A 1,278-nucleotide genomic window follows, 5' to 3' on the forward strand; every position below is an offset into this window, starting at 1 on the left:
TGGGTTGGTTGGTTGGGATAGTGGGGTCCGGCAGATGTTGCTTCCCTTCTGCCGGACGGGAGTTGGGGTGATGGGTTCGCAGAAGAAGAGGCCGGTGGTGCTGACCGCGGCTGATCGTGAAGAGCTGGTTCGGGTAACCACGACGGGTATCCATCCAGCCTCGGTGATCAGGAGGGCGCGGGTGCTGCTCGCGCTCGACACCTCTGCAGGCGCGATCGGCTCGCAGGACGTGGTCGCGGCCCGGGCCGGAGTCTCGGGCGAGACACTGCGGCTGGTGGCCAAGCGGTTCGCCGAGACCGGTGGCGATGTTCACGCCACGATCACGCGCAAGAAGCGCGAGCTGCCGCCGGTGCCCTCGCCGGTGACCGGTGAGGTCGAAGCCCGGCTGATCGCGATGGCGTGCTCACAGCCACCCCAGGGCTATACCCGGTGGTCGCTGCGGCTGCTGGAGAAGCATGTCGCGCTGGTCGAGGACATCCCCGACCTGGACCACTCCACCATCGGACGGGTCTTAAAAAAACGGAACTGCGTCCTCATCTGAAGAAGTGCTGGACCATCCCACCACGAGGGAACGCGGAGTTCGCGGCCCGGATGGAAGACGTGCTGGCCATCTACGCCCGGCCCTATGACCCGGCACGTCCGGTCGTGTGCATGGACGAGAAGCCCTACCAGCTCCTGGGTCATGCCCGCGCCCCGCTCCCGGCCCGCCCCGGCCACGACACCTGCCAGGACAGCGAGTACATCCGCTGCGGCACCTGCTCGATCTTCGTGTGGGTCGAACCCCTGCGCGGGTGGCGTCGAGTTCAGGCACTGTCCCAGCGGACCCGGATCGACTGGGCCGGCCAGATCAAACAGCTGCTGAGCGTGGACTACCCCGACGCCGAGGCCGTGGTGCTGGTGATGGACAACCTCAACACCCACGGCATCGCCTCACTGTACGAGGCCTTCGAACCAGAAGAGGCCTTCGCGCTGGCCCAGCGCCTCGAGATCCACCACACGCCCAAGCACGGGTCATGGCTCAACATCGCCGAGATCGAACTCTCCGCGCTGACCCGCCAATGCCTCGACCGCCGGATCAACGACCTCGACATCCTCAACACCGAACTCACAGCCTGGCAGAACGCCACCAACACCGACCAACGCCAGGTGGACTGGCAGTTCACCACCCACGACGCACGCACCAAACTACGTCACCTCTATCCCAAAAATTAGCCACGACGGTCTACTAGGTTCTCGATCGCATCGAGGTCGGCGCGCGCCCGGTCGTATGTGCCGCGG

Annotated in this window: 2 protein-coding genes; both read left to right on the top strand. The window is 65.6% G+C overall.

All coding sequences use genetic code 11. The features are described from left to right. Positions 1 to 70: 70 nt before the first annotated feature. A complete protein-coding gene (locus ACWD4P_RS38305) occupies positions 71 to 541 on the top strand; it encodes a helix-turn-helix domain-containing protein (RefSeq protein ID WP_449782833.1) in 471 nt (156 codons plus the stop codon). Then, complete coding sequence (locus ACWD4P_RS38310; protein ID WP_449782834.1) at positions 430 to 1,212, top strand: IS630 family transposase; 783 nt, start codon at positions 430 to 432, stop codon at positions 1,210 to 1,212. The genes ACWD4P_RS38305 and ACWD4P_RS38310 overlap by 112 nt, the downstream gene beginning before the upstream one ends. Positions 1,213 to 1,278 lie beyond the last annotated feature (66 nt).

It is taken from the genome of Kitasatospora sp. NPDC002543 (assembly GCF_053594915.1).